Annotated in this window: 11 protein-coding genes and 1 pseudogene; 3 read left to right on the top strand and 9 right to left on the bottom strand. The window is 52.6% G+C overall.

Features of this window, described 5'->3' with window-relative positions:
- Nucleotides 1-179: 179 nt before the first annotated feature.
- The 7 genes and pseudogenes from AC3ZPD_RS18755 to AC3ZPD_RS18725 form a co-directional block, all read right to left on the bottom strand.
- Nucleotides 180-1,061, bottom strand: coding sequence for a carbohydrate ABC transporter permease (locus AC3ZPD_RS18755; RefSeq protein WP_490985800.1), 882 nt, complete (start codon nt 1,059-1,061; stop codon nt 180-182).
- A gap of 25 nt (nt 1,062-1,086) precedes the next feature.
- Entirely contained in the window at nt 1,087-1,989 is a 903-nt protein-coding gene (locus AC3ZPD_RS18750; protein WP_490985799.1) for an ABC transporter permease, read from the bottom strand.
- Nucleotides 1,990-2,017: 28 nt separating this feature from the next.
- Entirely contained in the window at nt 2,018-3,784 is a 1,767-nt protein-coding gene (locus AC3ZPD_RS18745) for a type 2 periplasmic-binding domain-containing protein (protein ID WP_490985798.1), read from the bottom strand.
- Between the two features lie 119 nt (nt 3,785-3,903).
- Complete coding sequence (locus AC3ZPD_RS18740; RefSeq protein ID WP_490985797.1) at nt 3,904-6,243, bottom strand: AraC family transcriptional regulator; 2,340 nt, start codon at nt 6,241-6,243, stop codon at nt 3,904-3,906.
- A gap of 288 nt (nt 6,244-6,531) precedes the next feature.
- A complete protein-coding gene (locus AC3ZPD_RS18735; RefSeq protein WP_490985796.1) occupies nt 6,532-7,677 on the bottom strand; it encodes a stalk domain-containing protein in 1,146 nt (381 codons plus the stop codon).
- A gap of 259 nt (nt 7,678-7,936) precedes the next feature.
- Nucleotides 7,937-8,422 (bottom strand): annotated as a pseudogene (locus tag AC3ZPD_RS18730) (M15 family metallopeptidase); the annotation flags it as partial.
- A 469-nt stretch (nt 8,423-8,891) separates the two neighbouring features.
- Complete coding sequence (locus AC3ZPD_RS18725; RefSeq protein ID WP_490985795.1) at nt 8,892-11,276, bottom strand: GH36-type glycosyl hydrolase domain-containing protein; 2,385 nt, start codon at nt 11,274-11,276, stop codon at nt 8,892-8,894.
- Between the two features lie 328 nt (nt 11,277-11,604).
- Between AC3ZPD_RS18725 and AC3ZPD_RS18720 the strand changes: the two genes are divergently transcribed.
- Complete coding sequence (locus tag AC3ZPD_RS18720) at nt 11,605-12,771, top strand: acyl-CoA dehydrogenase family protein (protein WP_490985794.1); 1,167 nt, start codon at nt 11,605-11,607, stop codon at nt 12,769-12,771.
- A gap of 142 nt (nt 12,772-12,913) precedes the next feature.
- Here the strand turns inward: AC3ZPD_RS18720 and AC3ZPD_RS18715 are convergent, their stop codons facing one another.
- Nucleotides 12,914-15,082: a 5'-nucleotidase C-terminal domain-containing protein gene (locus AC3ZPD_RS18715; protein WP_490985793.1), complete on the bottom strand. Its 2,169-nt coding sequence runs from the start codon at nt 15,080-15,082 to the stop codon at nt 12,914-12,916.
- Nucleotides 15,083-15,611: 529 nt separating this feature from the next.
- On the opposite strand from AC3ZPD_RS18715, the gene abc-f reads away from it, so the two are divergent.
- On the top strand, nt 15,612-17,096 hold the full coding sequence (gene abc-f, locus AC3ZPD_RS18710) for a ribosomal protection-like ABC-F family protein (RefSeq protein ID WP_490985792.1): 1,485 nt from the start codon (nt 15,612-15,614) through the stop codon (nt 17,094-17,096).
- Nucleotides 17,097-17,279: 183 nt separating this feature from the next.
- On the opposite strand, the gene AC3ZPD_RS18705 is transcribed toward abc-f, so the two are convergent.
- On the bottom strand, nt 17,280-18,104 hold the full coding sequence (locus AC3ZPD_RS18705) for an oxidoreductase (RefSeq protein ID WP_490985791.1): 825 nt from the start codon (nt 18,102-18,104) through the stop codon (nt 17,280-17,282).
- Nucleotides 18,105-18,308: 204 nt separating this feature from the next.
- Here AC3ZPD_RS18705 and AC3ZPD_RS18700 point away from each other — a divergent pair, with 204 nt between their 5' ends.
- Nucleotides 18,309-18,887: a TetR/AcrR family transcriptional regulator gene (locus AC3ZPD_RS18700; protein ID WP_490985790.1), complete on the top strand. Its 579-nt coding sequence runs from the start codon at nt 18,309-18,311 to the stop codon at nt 18,885-18,887.
- The last annotated feature ends 3 nt before the right edge of the window (nt 18,888-18,890 follow it).

Here is an 18,890-nt window from a genome sequence, read left to right as displayed (position 1 = left end):
CCTTTGTTAGTGTAAGGTTCCTGTGTTAGGACAAAGTCAAACAGATTCCGCTGATATGTAAAAATTGAAATGAATTGTTAACGTAAAGAAAACTGCAAAAAAACCTTTGGGTTTCGCCGCCGAGATTTAACGGGAATCCAAAGGCTTTTATTGTACGGTTATAACGGCTGCGGCTTTCCCTATTCTTTAATAGAGCCCAGCAGCACGCCTTTGACGAAATAACGCTGCAGAAACGGGTACAGAACCAAAATGGGCACAGTAGCCACAATAATGGTGGCGTATTTGATCGTTTCCTGGATCAGACTTTTATCTAGGTCGCTGTAGCCGGAAATCATGGAATCGGTCGAATTGGTGATCAGAATTTCCTGCAGCACCAGCTGCAGCGGATACAAATCGCGGTTCCGCAAGTAGATCAGCGCGTCCATATAAGAGTTCCAGTGGGCAACGCCGTAAAACAACGTCATGACGGCCATGATCGGCAGCGACACCGGTATAATGACCCTAAACAGGATCGTAAAATCGTTGGCCCCATCGATTCGCGCCGATTCCTCCAGCGCCACCGGGATTTCGCGGAACGAAGTGCGCATGACCAGCAGGTTCCAGGTGCTGATGGCCGAAGGCAAAATCATCGCCAGCCGGGTGTCCAGCAGCCCGAGATTTCTCATGTTCAAATAACCCGGAATCAGGCCACCGGAAAAAAACATCGTAAACGTAATCGCAAACATGATCGGTCCCGTAAAACGTACGCCTCTGCGCGACAAAGCGTAAGCGGCAAAAGAGGTCAGCACCAAATTCAGCGCCGTGCCCAGGATCACGTATACCAGCGTATTGAGATAACCGGTGCCGATCATCGGATTATGAAACACCTGCGTGTAAGCTTCCAGACTGAAGCCTGCCGGAAACAGCAGCAGGCCCCGCCGCTGGATTAGCTCCGACGGATTGCTCATCGAAGCAAAAAACACGTACAAAAACGGATATAACGTAATCAGCACCAGAAACAGCATCACGATCACGTTAACGGCGTCAAAGATTTTTTCGCCCAGCCCTGACCGGTGTATCATGGTTTGCACCTCCCCAACCCTTCGGTCACCATAAGCTGCTGTTCCCCACCTTGCGGCTGACCCGGTTGGCCGTTACAAGCAGCAGAAAATTGATGACATTGTTAAACAGTCCGATCGCCGCCGAAAACCCGTAATCCATCTGCAGCAGCCCTCGTCTGTAAACAAAGGTGGAGATGACGTCCGCCGTATCGTAGGTGGTGGAATTATACAGCAGCAAAATTTTTTGCATATCGCCTCCGGCCATCAGGCTGCCGAAACGCAGGATCAGCATAATCACGATGGTCGGCATGATGCAGGGAATCGTGATGTTGACGATTTGGCGGAAGCGGCCCGCGCCGTCCGTTTTGGCCGCCTCGTACAAGCTGGGATCTATGCCGGCGATCGCCGCCAAATAAATGATCGAACCCCAGCCGACCCCCTGCCAGATGTCGGAGGACACGTAGATTGTTCTGAACCATTCCGGCAGGATCAGGAACGTGCGCGGCGTGATGCCTAACACTTGCAGCGCCTGGTTGATCAGGCCGTCGCTGGCCAGGAAGTCCACCAGCATGCCGGAGACGATCACGACCGAAATGAAATGGGGCAGATAGGTGATGGACTGCACGACATTTTTGAAAATGCGGTTTCGCAGCTCATTTAGCAGCAGCGCCAGCAGGACCGGCGCCGGAAATCCGAACACAAAGGTGTACAAGCTGAGCAGCACCGTATTGCGGATCAGCCGCCAGAAATAATAGCTGTCGTAGAAAGAAACGAAATGCTTGAACCCGACCCAGTCGCTGCCCCATATGCCTTTGACCGGCGAGAAGTCCTTAAAGGCGATCTGCAGGCCATACATAGGCAGATAAAGAAAAATCACGTAATAGACGATAACGGGAATCAGCATTAAATAAATATATTTATGGCGCGCCAGATCCTTCAGCAGTTTCATGGCGGATTTTCCTCCTTTGCGGCTCCCCTTACCGTTTCATGTAACGTTCGTAGGCGGCTTTTTCAATCTCAAGCAGTTCGTTTATGCCCATTTTGTTCAGGGTTTCCGTGTATTGATCAAATTTGTCCAGCGATTCGGCTCCCATCACAAACTTGTCGAACATTTCGTCCCGGTAAGTGGTTATGTCAGCCATAAGAGCGGCCGCTCTAGCCGATTCAGAGGTCGTAAAGGAAAGCGGCGGCAGCCAGCCGCTGTTGTCTACGTCCATCCAGGTGGCAAGCGCCGCTTTCTGCTGAGGAAGCGCGGCATTTTGCTCCTGGTAGCGTTTGTCCTGGACAAACGGCATTCCGAACGGGAGGGCGTATTTGCCGATAGCTTCTCCGAAGGAAAGTCCATCCGGATTTTTCATGATTTCGTCGGTATAGGTCGGGTAGCCGTTCACCATATTATAACTTTGACCTTCCACCCCGAAATTGAACAGCATGTGGCCTTCCTCGCCGTAGTTGTAATCCAGCCATTTGATGCTTTCGATAATATGTTTGTTGCTTTTGGTAATAGCCGCCCCCACGCCCCCGAACATCGCACCGGTCTGTCCAAGCTGCGGTTTGTCGCCTTTGTTCAGCGCAGGATAAGGCGCGCCGACCAGATCAAACTCGGGATCTTTGCTTTTCATGGCCGTCATGTATTTGCCGATCCCCCCGCTGTGCGCCATCTCGGCCGCTCCCAGCAGCTCGCCGGTCACCTTGGCGTCCCTTTGCTTGTCGTCGGTCGCCGCATAATCGGGGTCGATCAGCCCTTCCTTATACCAATCCCGCATCGTTTGCAGGAACTCTCTGTATTCCGACTGCATCGGGCCATAAATGATTTCTCCGTTCTTCAGGCTGAACTGGCCGTTGATCCCCCAGGCGTTCAGGAAAACGTTGCTGAAATTAAGCAGCAGGTTTTTGTTGATCAGCAGCGGAATCTCATCCGGCTTGCCGTTGCCGTTCGGATCCTGTTCTTTAAACGCTTTCAAAACGGTATGCCACTCGTCAATCGTTGTCGGTACCTTAAGCCCCAGCTTGTCGAGCCAGTCTTTGCGGAGCGTCGGCCCTTCGTATGTCAGCAGATAGGGATCGATTCGCAGCAGCGGAAAAGCGTAAATCCGGCCGTCGTCGGTCGTGACCTGCTTGCGCACCTCCGGATTTTCCTTCAGAATTTTGCTGAAATTCGGCGCGTATTTGTCGATGTAATCGTTCAAGGGCAGAATGACGCCATTGTCCATGGCCGCAAGCCCCCCGCCGGGATAATCGGGCCATCCCCATTCGATGATGTCGGGGTAATCGCCGGAGCTCATCATCAGGTTAAACTGGTCTTTCCCTTGCGTGGTGCCGGCGGCCGGGGAGATAAAATCGATGTGGATGCCCGTTTTCTGCTCTTTGACCTTGTAAGCGGCCACATCATTAAAGCTTTTGATCTCCGGCGTAGTGCCCGTGAAATTCACGTAATAGCTAAGCGTAAGCGGCTCGGACACGATTTTGCCGTCCGGCAGGTTTTGCTCCGCTGCTGCCGGTGCCGAGCTTTCAGCCTGATTGGCCTGGCCGCCGCTGCCGGAGCAGGCGCTCAAGGCCAGCAGCATCGCCGTCAGCAAAGGCAAGGCTGCGATCCTCCCCCCGAGCCCGTTTCGCTTCCGCCGCGGCACCGATGCCGTAAGGCGGAATGGCGGGGCCGGTTTTTTTTCACGCCTCGGCATAAACGTTAGTCCGACCTGGCCTTTCTCCGAAGAGGGAGCCGGGACTTGCTGCTTGTCATCCATCTTTGTAGACCTCCTTTTTGACTTGTGCTTCGGTTCAAATGTAGCGGCAAAATCAGCCTTTTGCCTATAATCCGTTTATTAGATCGGCAGCCTGTTTGTTGCCCGGCGGCTAACCGTTTTTACGATCGGTGTTCCGCATGCAGGTTTTCCCGGTATTGCCCCGGCGTAATGCCTTCGTATTTTTTGAAAAACCGGATGAAACCGATATCATTGGTGTAGCCTACCGCCTTGGCCACCTGCCCGACGGTGCAGCCGGAACAGGCCAGCTGCCGTTTGGCTTCCTCCAGCCGCACGGAGGCGATAAACTCCAGCAACGTTTGGCCGGTCGCTTTTTTGAAGAAAGAAGACAAATAAGACTGCGTAAGTCCCAGCTCATCCGCAATCAGACCGACGCTGAGGCCGTTTTGCCCGTAACGTTCGCGGACGATCCGCTTAACCGCCTCCAGCGTTCTGGAGGTTTGATCCGTCCGTCCCTCCCGCCAAAGCCTGCATACGCCAAGAAAGTCCGCTTTGAGGTCCGCGAAAGCCCGATCGGCATCCTCCTGCTGCTCCCCTACGCGCGAAAAAAGTTTGGCCGCCAGCTGCGGGTCGGCCTCGGGCGTATACTGCACGATCCGGAACAAGGTCGAAGCCGCATGCAGCAGAAAATAAGAAGCGGAGCCCACCGAACCCGACTTGCTCTCTTTATGATCCTTATAAAGCGCTTCCAATAATTGCTCCGTTTTCTCCGTATCCCCCGATTTCACGAAGTTGGTCAGCTGCTGTTCGATCTCCAGCGGATAATGATAAACGGGAACCGCTGCCGTTTCGCCGCACGGCCCCGCATCCGGCTCCCGCTCCGCTCTCCGCCGTTTCAGCGCATCCCGGAACGCTTCGCCGATCCGCTGCATGCTGTCCGCTATAAAACTTTTGCCGGCGGATACCTGCAGCCGGAAGCGCTGCTGCAGCACCTGCTGCAGCTGATCCGCAATGCGGTCCCGCTCCTGCTCCAGCGCTGTCGCCTGCTCTCCGCTAAAATTCAGCAGCAGCGCAATCCGCCCCTGGTCCAGCTCCGTCGCATACCCGACGTGCCGCTCGTTGGCCAAATCTTCGGCAATGTTGGAGATGATGAAGCTGACGAATGTCCATTCCTGCTCGTCTTTGGCAAACCCGCTCATATCCTCCACCTCGATCAGAACCACCGCATAATAGGAAGAAATGAAACGCAGTCCCATAAATTGCAGCGACTCCTGCCGCAGCTCGTGCGGCTCCGCATAGCCGCGGATCAGCCGGGACAGAAAATGCACGCGGATGATCGGGGCCTGCCGCAGCAGCCGGGTTTGCAGCTCGGACTCCGTCAGCCTCGACGTTTCGAAAATAGAACGGATCAGCTCGTATTCATTCAGCCCCCGCTCTCCGCCCGCCGGCTGTTTCTTATCGGTTACGGTCCGCACTAAATTACGAAGAGGCAAGTAGTTGCGGTAGGCCAGATATAGCGAAACTCCCGCCCCGGCCAAAGCGGCTACAAGCAGCAGCACGATCGCACGGTTTTTGACCTGGCGGACCTCCTGCAGAAAAACGTCACGCGGAACTTCCACGACATATTTCCAACCGTACACGCGGGAGGTAGCGTAGGAGAATACGGTTTCTTCGCCCTGCCAGTTCATTTCCAGCTTGCCGTGATCTTCGGCCATTTCCGCATAGAGAACGGGAAGCGGGTTCTGCCGCTCGTCCGTAGAGCTGATAATCCGGTTGCTTGAATCCAAAATATAAATGTTGCCCGGACCGTCCGTAACCAGACCTTGAAAAAGGCTGCGCAGCTCGCTGCCGTTAATCAGAATGAGCAGGGCGGCTTTTTGCCCGTAGCCGCCTGCGGCTGGCATATACCGGGTGTAGGGGACGATCCGGCGCTGTTCGCCGAAATTGTTGGTGACCGGCGTTTCGGGCAGGAACTGCCAGCTCACGTTCTGCCGGGAGAAAAACGCCGTCCAGCCGGATGCGCTCCAGCTCTCAAACCGGTATACATCGCTGAACAGAATATCGGCCGATGTCCTGACGCCCGGTCCCAGCATCGTTTGCGTCTGCGGAAAATAAACATAATAATCGTAAACAAGCGGACTCATGGACAAATAACGTTTAAATTCATTTGAAAGCGTTATCATATTCAGGTTCTGTTGAGCGCTTAACGGTCCGTTCTCCCCCAGCAGCTGCTGCAGCTCCGGCAGGGTCATTACCTGCTGCTCCAGCTGCCTGACCTTCTCAAGCTGGCCGTCGGCCAGCACGCGCAGTTGTCCGAGCAAAGCCACGTTCGTATGGTCAACCGACTGTTCCACAACCGCCTTCGCCCGCCAATACAGCAGACTGCCGATAATAATCAGCAGCACCAGCAGCGCCATATACGACCAGAAAAAAGCGTTCCACGCTCCTCTGGGCCACCAGCGCCGGCCCGACAGCTTTTCGATCATCATGTGTTTGTTCATTCCCCCACTCACCTTTGGCTGTTATCGTTAGCTCCCATCGTCAGCTCCCGTTAAATGGAAAGTGCAAACTTAATTATAACAAGCCCCTGCAAGCCGGCCCCATAATCCATTCGTTGGATTTATGATTCATTTATTGGATCGCGGAAAACGCTTAATGCCGGATTGAGGTCAAAAAAAGCCTTCTTCGCAGCGCGGGCTGCTGAAGAAGGCTTTTCACTTGGGCTTTTGGAAGGGCATTGATGCCCAAAATATCCAGCCGGGTTAAAAGCACCTAATAAACCTAACGAACTATCTTCTCGGAAAATAGCCAAGAAACGCCTGCGTCTCCGGATTAAAAGCAAGCACCAGCGGCCCAAGAAGCGTATCCTGTTTCGTATTAAAGGATACGGTTACCACCTGGCCTCCCGTTGCCTGGAGGGTTTCCAAGTCTTTCTTTTGGGCATCGGTTGTTGTCATGAGACTGGCATCTTTGGCCGCGATCCGTTCTACTTTGGCGTCCTCCTTGGCGGTTACGACCGACGAGTTGCTGCCGATCTGCTTCCAGGCCAAGCCCTGAAAGGTTTTAACCTGATCCTGCGTTAATGTTCCGCCGCCATTCGAAGAGTTTCCGTCCAGCATCACCATGTAATAAAGCGGGCCTTCCGGCATTTTGCTGTCCGTATAATTCGGACCGTAGTATACGCGCACTTTTTCGCCGGCTTTAACGTCTTCCCAGCTTACGGGCTGTCCCTCGGCCGTCGAGACGTTTGTTTCTTTGCCGGAGGTTACCGTCAGGGTCGCGATCAGCGTGCCGCCTTTGGCTTCCCCGAACTTAACGACCCAGCCGTCGCTTGTATGCTGCACATCTTGAATGACGTCCTCCCGGATGAGCGTCTGGGAACCCAACGTAAGCGAAGCGGCATGGGATTGTCCCGGATAAGACTTGGCAACGATCGGCCCGTATTCGGCTGTCACTTTCATGCCGGCTTTAAGGTCTTTCACGGCCGCCTTGCTGCCGTCGCTGTTTTGGATAAGCGTATCGCCGTCCACGTTAAGCACGATCCAGCTGTCGTCGCCTCTCCCAAGCAGTTCCACTTTATAACGGCTGTCATCCGTTTTGCTGACGCTGACAATAACGCCGATATTGCGCAGATGCATTTCCGGATCGGCAGCCGGGATTCCTTCATCCTTTTTATCGATCGAGATCGACCGCTTGGAGCCATTGTAATTCATCGTATACCCGAGTGCTTCCGCTTCAGCGCGGGCCGGCAGATAGACCTGTCCGTTGATGACGACCGGCTTCATTGAGGTGGCCTGTCCGTCCACAGTAACCTTCATATCGCCGCGCAGCAAACCGGTAACCTTCGCCGTAAAACCGGAGGCGCCTGCTGCCGTTCCCGCTCCAAGCACGCCCAGCATGGTGGTGATCAGAATAACCTTTTTCTTATTGTTCATGTCCAGAGCTCCTTCCAGCCCGCCAGGGGCTTTGGCTAATCTTTCAACTGCTCAGACGGCGCAGGCTGGAAAAAGGTTGCAGGTTCGCTTCCAGCATCTTCCCAAGCTACATAGTCAGGGTTACGATATATCCGTTCATATTATCCCCGGAAACAGTGTAGCTGCGATTGTTCGGAATCCGGATGTTATCTTTCCCGGAAGCCGGAATATACAAAATTTCGTACTCCGTCCCTTCCACGTTGACCTTGATTTGCTGCTGCTCCCTTATGTAATTGAGATATTCCTCCAGGGTTAAATTTTTCTCCTGCATAACGGCGCTGTGCGGCAGGCCGACATACCGGAAATGCCACGGCTCGTATTTGATGCCCGTAATGGCGGTTTTATCCTCCGGATAACGTAAAATAAACCCGTATTTCCACGCGTTTTTCTTCAGCCATTTCCCTTCAGGCGCCTGGCTCATTTGCTGCTCAGTGGAACCGATGTCCAGCGCCTTGCCCGAATTATGCTCGCTGTACCCGGCCGGCAAAGCGGAATCGCTGCCCATCTGATTATATAGCTCATCTTGTTTATCAAAATCCCTGTACCCGCTGCTGATGAGAAAATGATCAACCCCATCCTTTCGCGCAGCCTCCACCATTTGGGAAAAATATGCCGTGATGCTGGCGGACAGCTCGATGCTGTCATCCAACAGGCCGAAACCCTTCCTCAGCTCCGGATGGTCGGAAAGCTTGACGATATCCGGCATCACGCCGTCTCTGTGCAGCTTATGCTCCTGGTTCACCAGGATTAAATCCCCTTTATAAAGCTGATCTTCACTTAAGGTCAGCGTCTGCTCGTCTGCAGCCTCGCCGGACTCTCCGGCGGCAGGCTGGTTTCCTTCTGCCTGATCTGCTGCGGGGTCGGCCGCTGCATCGGCCGGAGGTTCTGTCTGTTCTCCCCTTGCCTCTTGAGCAGCGGATGGTGCCCCGGTCACCCCCGAATGGCTGATATTTTCAGTATGCTGCTTCAGCAGCAGCACTCCTTTATACCCTGCCAGCAGCAGAATAATAATCAGCAATACTCTTTTTTTCACGCTAAAAATCCCCCTTTTCCTAACGTCATACAGCATACCTCAAAGTTCTTAAGAAAAGAGGGCAAATTGTTTAAGAAAATATTAAATTTCAGCGTTAGCCCTGCTTGGCAAATTAACCATCTCTGAAAGAGGGACCTATCCCTCAGCCCACCGCCGGCAGCTTCACCAGCACCTGATATTCGGTGCCCGGCTGCAGGTCTTTCGCTACGCCGTCTTCGGCTAAAACGCCGTTCACGTACACTTCCGGCGCCGTCACGCCGGCTTCGCGTTTCATCTTGATCGACAGCTCGGCGCCTCTGAAGCTGCGCTTCACAGAAGCCTCGTGCCAGTCGGAAGGCAGCTGCGGCTGAATGCGCAGCCCTTCTTTCGTGCCCTGCACGCCGAACAGTCCGTCTACCAGACAACGGTAAACCCAAGGCACGGTGCCCGTGTTGAACAGATGACTGGAGCGGCCGGCCGTTTTCGGGAATTGACGGTAGGCGCCCCGGTAATAGTTCGGAATGAAGACGGGCAGCTGTCCGCGCCGCAGGATGTCTTCGCGGTCCGGTCCCGGCAGCATTTTTCGCAGCAGCCGGTAGGCGTTGTCCCGTTCTCCGACCGCGTACAGCCCATAAATGTAGAAGGCGGCCGCATGATTATAAACCGCACCGTTCTCCGCGCTGCCCGGATGTTTCTGCGTAACCCGGCCGACGTCTTCACGCATGGCCGTAAAGGACGGCGCCAGCTTTTCCACCCCGTAAGGCGTCTCCAGCTGCTCCTCCACCGCACGCATCAGCTTCTGTCGTTTGATCTCGTCGGCAGCGCCGCTCAGCAGCGCCCACCCCTGCGGGTTGATAAAGATCCGGCCTTCTTTGTCGGTGCTGATGCCGAACACGACGCCGTCGTCCGTGATTCCGCGCGCATACCAATCGCCGTCCCAAAGATACTCGTTGACGATGGCGTTTGTTTCTTCCGCGGCCAGTCGGTATTTTTCAGCCCCGTCCGAATATCCGGCATGACTGCAAATATCCGACCAGACTAGAAATGCATATGCCGTCGCAATCGTCAGCCAGCCGGAAACCCCTTTGCCCTTATAGCCGACCATGTTCATCGGGTCGCACCAGTCCCCCTGGTTGATGAAGTTGAGGCCCCGCACATCGCGGTCCTGAATCAGCCACTGCATCGCCAGGTGGATATGCTCGTAAACGGTGGCAGGCTCGCTGCGGTCCGCAAACGGAACTTGTTCATCCAGAATCGAATAATCGCCGGTTTCATCCAGATAGGTGCTGAGACAAATCGGCAGCCAGACGCAGTGGTCAGTATGCGGCACCTGGTTGATGTATTTGAGCTCGGCCTCCTCATGCAAAATAATCCCGTCAGGCATCGCTCCGCTTGCTTCCTGCTGGCTAAGCGCCGTCAGGAACGCCGCCCGGGCCGTTTCCGGCTTGATGTAGCTCATGCCCATGTTATCCTGCAGATAATTGCGGGTTTGCGGATCCGTCGTCAGCCGGTTGGTAATGCCGTGATAATACAGCTGCCGCGGCAGCCAGTGATTGACGAAATTGTCGAGATCGGCGTCCGGCGTATGAATTTCCAGCGTACCTTTCCCCTCGCTGATGTAATCCGCATAGTCAAGGTCCGCCTGCTCAAACCCGTCTAGTCCATTTTCCTTTTTATCCGTAAAATATTTCCGGCGAATCTCCGCTACTTCCGCTTCGTCGTGCGCCGGTCCAAAAATAAACCGGAACTCGCGCTCCTCCCCGGGCGCCAGCTCAAGTCTGTACTGCAGCACCGCCGCAGGCGTTTCATAGCGGGCTTCCCCTCCGGCCAACGTTTCGGCTTGAATGGCCGACGGCATCATGATGCCGCCTTCCCCTTCAAATTCCTCCTGGTTTGCTTCCCAGGCATCCGGCTTCTGCTCGGCCAGCAAAAAGGTTTTATCGCTGAAATGTTTGATTTTATCGTAGTCCTGGTATTTCTGATACGGCGTAATAGAGGAAGCCACAATGGCCTGAAGATCCTCCCGGTATTCGCCGGATTGATTCATCCAGGACATATATCCAATCGTAAAATAAGGATAAAGGCTGATTTTACGCGAGGTTTCGGACACATTGCTCACTTTGACCTTCCAAAGCTCCAGAGCGTCCTCCTTAGGCAGGCTAAGAGTTGTTTCGACGCGCAGACCCTGATGCTGCACTTTCCAGCGGATATCCTGTTTGCCCACCGAAAAAACATACTGCTCCGGCAGCACGCGGACCGGCTCATAAGGAGCGGAGAAAATCCCGCCGTTTTCCTCATCCTTGACGTATACAAAACGGCCCGGATGGTGCGCATAATAAGGCTGCTCCGGCTGCATAAACGTCTTGGCCTCCAAGTTCGGGGCATGCGAATATTTGGCCGGCTCGGGCTGCATGAACTGGGCTACGGCATATCCGCGGCAGTTCATGTGGATCATCATTTTTTCGTTCCACAAAAATCCCGAGGCCTTCGGCAGCAAAGTCGGGCTGGATAATTCGTATCGCTCCTGGTTATCCGTAGGTCTGATCATTTTTTCTGCACTCTCCATCCTTATGTTTTTCTAAAATATAACAGGGCTGTTCCCCGTCGCAACGAGAACCTCAATGCTGCAGTCTTTTATTTGTTAGCGCTTACTGAAAGGGTTTCCTAAACAGCTTTCCAGTAAATCATACCTTATAACAATAGGCATTGCACTTTACAGGTTGCCTCAGAAAATGGAGAGAACTGAAGTGGTATACAAGTATACGATTAAAAATCGGACCAAACCCGGAAATACGGATAAAATTAACCGAATAACCTTCTTCTTTTAACTCGGTCTCTGCTATTGATATAATACATAGGAAAGGAGTGGGAATGGTATGAATGACAATCCAGGTTTCAGCGATCCATATATACGAAACGAAAGCGAACAAACGCATGTCCTTACGGTCTCCAGACTGGCGTCCATTTTTGCTCAGCGGGCCGCGCAGCATGACCGGGAGGGCACTTTCCCTTTTGAAAATTTCGAGGATTTAAGGAAAGCCGGCTATCTAAAGCTGACGGTTCCTAAGGAATATGGCGGGGAAGAAATTCCGCTGTACGAATTTGTACTGCTGCAGGAAAAACTCGCTTATGGCGACGGCTCCACCGCTTTGGGCGTAGGCTGGCACCTGGGACAGGTGCTGCATTTGAGAACGAGCCGGAAATGGCCGGAAGAGCTGTTTGCCGCCTTCTGCCGCTCCGTCGTTGCCGACGGAACGATGGTGAACACGTTCGCCAGCGAAGCCTCAACAGGAAGTCCCAGCCGGGGCGGCAGACCGGAAACGACGGCTGCAGCCACGGAAGGAGGCTGGCTCATTACGGGCCGCAAAACGTTCAGCACGCTGTCCCCGATCCTCGACCGTTTTGTCGTTACGGCTTACCTTCCCAATGAAGAAACGATCGGGGAATTTCTTGTCGAGCGGTCGGATAAGGTAGAAATCGTGGAAACCTGGGATATGCTAGGCATGCGCGGAACAGGCAGCCACGACGTGGTGATGCACGGCGTATTTGTTCCCGAGGCTAACCGGCTTTCCGGCAAAGGGAAAGACGACGGTGCCGGCTGGATGCTGCATATTCCGGCTTGTTATATGGGCATCGCCCTCGCGGCCCGGGATTATGCGCTGAATTTCGCCCGTTCCTACAAACCCAATAATTTGAACGAACCGATCAGCACCCTGCCTTCCGTTCAAAATCAGATTGGGCAGATAGAAATCGAACTGCGGACCGCCCGTTCCCTGCTGTATGCTGTGGCTGACCGGTGGGACCGCGAACCGGATCAGCGGACAGCGCTTAAAGCCGACCTGGGCCTGGCCAAATATGTAGCGACCAACAATGCCATTAAAGTGGTGGATCTGGCCATGCGGATCGTGGGCGGTACCAGCTTGTCCCGAAATCTCCCCTTGGAACGTTATTACCGGGATGTCCGGGCCGGCCTTCATAACCCTCCGATGGAGAATACAATTATCCAGACCCTTGCTGCTGCCGCTTTAAAAGGCGGGTTATAGGCTAACGGCGGAAAAAGGGCCGGCTGATCTGCCGCTACAATCGAATCGCCGGCTGCGCTGAAACAAATAAATCCCCCTTGGTTCGCCGGCATTTACACTCCAGCAAAAAATCAAGGGGGATTTTATTAATGCCTTAGCGCGATTATGATTTCACCGCTGCGGCAAGCATCAATACTACATCTCTGCGCGTAACAGTTTCGCTTGCCGGAGCAGCGCCGGCATCCTGGCCAGAGGCCGCGGATAAAACAGAAGCCGCTTCGCTGGCCGTTACGGTTTGATTGGCTTTAAAAACATTTCCTTGGAAAGCATCAAGCAGACCGGCTGCTTTTAAAGCAGCAACGGAAGGCAGCGCCCAAGCCGGGATGCTTTTTTCGTCCGAATAACCTGGCTCCGCAGTGGTAGCCGTCAGTTGGAACGCGCGGTTCACCATAACCGCGAATTCCGCCCGGGTAACCGGCTGGTCCGGACGGAAGGTACCATCGCCGTAACCTTTGATAAGTCCGGCGTCAGCGGCGGCCTGAATCGCGGCGGCGGCTGTATCCTTGGCCAGATCGGTAAAGGTAATGCCGTTTCCTTCCGACCCCGTGGCCGAACCGGCCGAACCTCCGGCTTCACCCGGAAGCGCCGCCCCTTTCAGATCGGTAATGCGGCCTTGCGTAGAGATGTTCACCGCTCCGACTTTATCCAGGTATTCATGGAAAACTTCGTAATCTACCAGATTCAGTTCGTAGAAACGGCCGTCATTTTTAGCTTCTTTCATGGAGCTGTAGAAGTCTCCGCCGTCCGCCATGTAAGAGTTGGTAGCCACGATATAATAAGCATTCGGATCAATATCCGTATAAGTACCGTCATTGTTCTGGATTTGCACCTTCTCAACGCGGCTGCCTTCCTGTTTCTTCTCGCCGGTTACGTCATCCACAACTTCGCGCGGTTTTGCCGAATCGTAATAGAATCGCAAGCCGGACACTTGAGGGAAACGTCCCTCCCCTTCTTCAATGCCGCTTACGCCGTTCTCCAGAGCAGCCGTAATTTCTTTGCCGGTCATCTTCAGGGCCGTCAGGTTGTTCCCGAACGGCATGACGGTCAGCAGATCGCCAAGCGTAATATCGCCGGACTTGATCGAAGCGCGGATGCCGCCGCCGTTTTGAATCGTGACGTAACCTTTCACATCCGGTTCGCTTACGATGCTCATCACTTTGGCGCGCATGCCGTCAGCCATCAGGTCGCCCAGATTGGTCTCCTGACTGCGGACATTGTCGCGTTCACCGTTCAAATCCACGTCGGCTTCCCCGATCACCGTCTGCTTCAATTCTTCCAGCGGCTTGGCATACTCCGCCAGCTTTGCTTCTGCGTCAGGGTCGCTTTTAATTACGTAATTGCCGGCGGCATCCTGGGCGTCCAGGGCAATCAGCTTGTCCTTCCAGGCTGTAAGCACGCCTTTATCGTCAAACGTCACGTCAAGCTGGCCGAGGTTGTTGTCGTATTCCCCGGTTTGTACGATCAGCGTCGGTTCGGCATCCTTGTGATGCACTTCCGCATCGTTAAGCTGGGTATGGGAATGGCCGCCCACAATGACGTCCAGGCCTTTCACTTCTTCCGCCAGCTCCTGGTCAACGGTGTAACCGAGGTGCGTAAGCGCAATAATTTTGTTGATGCCCGCTTCTTCCAAAGCATCGACCGCCTTCTGGGCTTGCTCGACTTCATCTTCAAATTTAATATTTTTACCCGGAGAAGACAGCACGGACGATTCCGGCGTTGTCAGCCCGATAATCCCGACTTTTTCCCCGTTCACTTCTTTAATGATGGCCGGATAAATCTGTCCATTTTCGCCCGGCTGACCGATCGTTTCATGAAAACTGCCGTTCAAAGCCGGTTCAGTGCTGAAATCGATATTTGCGCTTACAAACGGAAACTGGGCCCCTTTTACAAACTCCGCCAGCGTTTTGGGGCCTTTGTCAAACTCGTGGTTGCCAAACGTCATGGCGTCATAGCCCATTTTATTCATGAAATACAGGTCCGCTAATCCATTATACTGATTGAAATACAAAGTCCCGGAAAAAACATCCCCGGCATCCAGCAGCAGCGTGCTGTCCGTTTTGGCTTCGTTCACCGCGGTTACCCGGCGGGCGATGTTGTCCAAATGGGCATGCGTATCATTCGTATGTAAAATACGGAGATCAAAACCTTTTGCTGCCCCCGTGTCTTCCGCTGTACCGGCTGCTGCGGTATTTCCTGCAAAAGCCGGCAGCAGCCCAGCCGTAATCAGAGCGGCGGCAAGAATCCTGCTTAATGGTTTTTTACCTAATTCCATGAATGAAATTCCTCCTCTTTCTATAAAATAGAGTTTAATCGCTTCCCTATCTAACTATAAAATCAATAGATTTTCCTGTAAATAACAGAAAACCTATTAGATTCCCAGAGAAGTCTGATCCTGAAAGGATTGGGTTCTGTAATCATAGAATAGAATTGTTTGGTAAAAAACACCCCTGCATTAAATCCATGTAAGAAAACGCTTTTGGGTTCTATGGCCGGATGCCCAATGCCTCGAGGCTATAAGTTGATTCCTTTCCCCCGGTATGTTAAGATGACACCAAATTTACGGATGGGAGTGATTGAATAATGTAAGATTTCTTGCCGGTTTTTAAGAATAAAACAAACCTGGTTTGCGTTCGGGTGTTTGTTTTGTTCGGGCTGCCGCAAGAAATTTACTTATTCTCTCACTCGGAAAATAGATTGCCCGGCCCTCCGGAGGGGGCCGGTCTGCTGTATTTTTTTGAGCTGCGGGAAAAGTAACTTTTCTTGCAGCTCATTTTATTTTTTTACAGCAGGAGGGAATAACCATGTCAACGATCAACGTGTCTGGCCTGACCTTTGCTTATGAAGGCAGCTGCGACAACATTTTTGAACAAGTCAGCTTCCAGATCGATACCGACTGGAAATTGGGGTTTACGGGAAGAAACGGGCGCGGCAAAACGACATTCCTGAACCTGCTTCTCGGCAAAATGGAATACGGCGGGACGATTTCGTCTCCGGTCAGCTTTGATTATTTTCCTTTTCCCGTGAGGCATCCGGAGTACCTTGTGCTGGACATCGTCAGCGACATCTATCCGGATTATGTGCTGTGGCAGCTGCAGCGCGAGCTTTCCCTGCTTAAGGTTTCGGAAGACGTGCTGTACCGTCCCTATAATACTTTATCCAACGGGGAGCAAACGAAAGTGCAGCTGGCGGCTTTATTTTTGAAGGAAAATCATTTCCTGCTCATCGACGAGCCGACCAACCATCTGGATAGGCATGCCAGAAAGCTGGTCAGCGAATATTTAAACGGCAAAAGCGGGTTTATTCTGGTTTCCCACGACCGGGCGTTCCTGGACCGATGCGTCGATCACATTTTATCGATCAACAAAACCAACATCGAGATTCAAAAAGGCAATTTCTCCACTTGGTGGGCCAATAAGCAGCTCCAGGACCAATTTGAACTGAACGAAAACGAAAAACTCCGCAAAGACATCAAACGGCTGTCGGGCGCCTCCAAAAGAACCGGCCAATGGTCGCATGAGGTGGAAAAAACCAAAAACGGGACACGAAATTCTGGCTCCAAGGTCGATAAAGGGTACATCGGCCATAAAGCCGCCAAAATGATGAAGCGCTCCAAATCCATTGAGCAGAGACAGCAATCGGCGATCGAAGAAAAATCCAAGCTGCTTAAAAACATCGAATCATCGGAAAGCCTGCAAATCTCGCAATTGGCTTACCCTAAATCGCAGTTGGCCGAACTGGATCACGTCTCTATCCGTTATGGAGAAAAAACGGTTTGCCGGGACATCAGCTTTACTATCGAGCTTGGCGACCGGATCGCCCTGTCCGGCCAAAACGGCTCCGGCAAATCCAGTTTGCTTAAGCTGATTCTGGGTGAAGCTATTCCGTTTACCGGGACTTTTCATCCAGGCAGCGGCCTGAAAATCTCCTATGTCTCCCAGGACACCTCCCATTTAAGCGGAAACTTATCCGGCTATGCCCGGGAGCAGGGGATTGACGAAAGCTTGTTCAAGGCAATTTTGCGAAAGCTGGACTTCTCCCGCCTGCAGTTCGAGAAAGACATGGCCATGTTCAGCGGGGGCCAGAAGAAAAAAGTGCTGATCGCCAAAAGCTTGTCCGAAGAAGCCCATCTGCACCTTTGGGATGAACCGCTGAACTTCATCGACGTCATCTCCCGGATGCAGATTGAAGAAGTGCTGCTCGAACACGCGCCAACTTTGGTTTTTGTGGAGCATGACAGCGAATTCACACGAAAGATCGCAACCAAAACCGTAGAGCTGCAAGGCTGAGGAAAACCTTTGAAAGGGGATGAAGGCGATGCTGGATGAGATTGTAGATGACCGGGCGGACCGTTCATCAAAGAATGAAACGGTTCGCTTGCTTAGAATAACCTCAAGGACATCCTGCAAAAAAATAAAAAACATCGCCTGTCCGACTGATGAAGCGGCGCGGCGATGTTTTTTATTTTTTTCTTATCTGGACAAACCAGCTACGATTTTATCCATCAGTCTGTCGGAAACCAGCCTTCTTGTCCATACGGCCGATTTTGCCATTTTCCCTAAAGCATACCTCGTTTTCGGCTTTGACGCCTGTATGGCCTTCTCGATGCCTTTGGCGATCACGTCCGGATCCGAGCCTCCTTGTTCCTGGCTTCGTAAAAATGCGGCACGATTTTCCGCCAGCCTGGCGTAGGCGCCCCGGCCGGAAGTCTTCAGCATGTGATCCGCCGCGATTCCCGGCCATTCCGTATGGATTGCCCCCGGTTCAATAACGACGACGTCGATGCCAAACGGTGCGACCTCCACCCTTAAACAGTCGCTTAACCCCTCAACGGCAAACTTCGTGGCATGATACCAAGCCCCCAGCGGTTCGTGTATTTTTCCACCAATGGAAGAAATGTTGATGATCCTTCCGAAACGATTTTTCCGCATATGCGGCAGCACCAATTGGGTCAAGCGCGCCAGGCCAAAAACATTCACATCGAATTGTCTCTGCGCTTCGGATAAAGGCACGTCTTCCAAAGCGCCGTAAGAGCCGTAACCGGCGTTGTTAACCAAAACATCAATTCTGCCATAAGTTTGCACAATCTCCCGGATACCTGACTGCATAGCTTCATCATCGGTAACATCCATGTTTAACGTATGAATGCCCGCCTTTTTCAGCCCTTCCATCCGCTCCACCCTCCGTGCAGCAGCAAAAACGATATGCCCCGCCCGGCTCAGCCGGATGGCAGCCGCCTCCCCGATCCCCGAAGAAGCGCCAGTAATCAAAATCACTCTTTGCGTTTTATCGCCCATTTTCCCATACAGCTCCAATCTATAAAATCATATTTGTGCGCCTACCGAAATAATTGACAAAAGTCTAATATTTGACTACGATTTAGTATAATTCTTTTTTTCTTTCGTTCAATGTTCAATTTAAAGGGAATAGTCACTTAATAGGCACTTCTCGAAAATGTGTCAATTATCGAGGAAATTCATGTTTAGGGGAGCGATGGATCGATGAGGAGCGCACAGGAAGACCAGCGTGTTTACAAGACTCGGAAGCTTATTCGCAGCGCACTTGCTGAGTATATGACTTCAAAAAGCATCAAGGAAATTACCGTTCGCGAAATCGCCGAAAAAGCCCATATCAGCAGAGGAACCTTCTATTTGCATTACCGGGACGTCTTTGATTTGATGGAGCAAATCGAACGGGGGATTCTGGATGAATTGAACCAAATTTTAGACCAGGTATATGAAAAGCCGAACGATTCCCTGCCTTTATTAATGACGGAAATCTTTCGGCTTCTCTCGCGGAATGCGGATATTACCCCTGCGCTCTTGAGCGAACGGGGGGATATCGCTTTTTTGGAAAATTGCAAAAAGCTAGTGAAGGAAAGGGCTTTAGCGTTTTGGGAAACCACACATGATGCAAGCAGCATGAACCTATTTGCTTATCATCTTTGTTTCATTTTGGCCGGAAGCTTCGGGCTGCTGCAGGAGTGGCTCGCTTCCGGCATGAAAGAAACACCTGAAGAAATGGCCGCGCTTGCCGAAAGGCTGATCCGGGAAGGAAGCGGCGTATTAAACAGCCTGTAACCC

The sequence above is a fragment of the Paenibacillus mobilis genome (assembly GCF_058267595.1).
Note: the sequence above shows the minus strand (reverse complement) of the source record. Positions and strands in the feature narration are given on the sequence as shown.